The sequence below is a fragment of the Geodermatophilus sp. SYSU D00965 genome (genome assembly GCF_054050075.1).
This window is the reverse complement of sequence record NZ_JBJGYQ010000058.1, coordinates 1-636: the sequence shown is the minus strand read 5'-3', so window position 1 is coordinate 636 and position 636 is coordinate 1. Positions and strand designations below refer to the sequence as shown.

1 protein-coding gene is annotated in these 636 nt (G+C 72.5%); it reads left to right on the top strand.

Annotated features, from left to right (window positions below):
• Nucleotides 1-636, top strand: a 636-nt coding sequence (locus ACI789_RS24545) for a sugar transferase (protein ID WP_457012159.1), incomplete at its 5' end; no start/stop codon positions are given.

The window sequence follows — 636 nt, the reverse complement described above, 5'->3', positions numbered from 1 at the left end:
ATGGACACGGCGTGGGGGCTGCCGCTGGTGCGGCTGCGCCGGGCGACCTACCGCAGCCCGGCGTGGCGGGTCAAGCGCCTGGTCGACGTGCTCGTCGCCGGCCTGACGCTGCTGGCCATCGCCCCGCTGCTGGTGCTGCTGGCGGTGGCGGTGCGGCTCGACGGCGGCCCGGGCATCCTGTTCCGCCAGGAACGGGTGGGCGTCGACGGCCGGCACTTCCAGGTGCTGAAGTTCCGCTCGCTGCGCCCGGCAACCGAGGACGAGTCGGCCACCCGCTGGAACATCGCCCACGACGACCGGCTCAGCCCGCTGGGCCGCTTCCTGCGCAAGAGCTCGCTGGACGAGCTGCCCCAGCTGTTCAACATCCTGCGCGGGGACATGAGCCTGGTCGGCCCGCGCCCGGAGCGGCCGCACTTCGTCACCCAGTTCCGCGCCGCCTACCCCAGCTACGAGGCCCGCCACCGGGTGCCCTCCGGGCTGACCGGCTGGGCCCAGGTGCACGGGCTGCGCGGGGACACCTCCATCGCCGACCGCGCCCGCTTCGACAACTACTACATCGAGAACTGGTCACTCTGGCTCGACGTCAAGATCGTCCTGCGCACCTTCAGCTCGATGCTCCGCGGAGCCGGCGGCTGA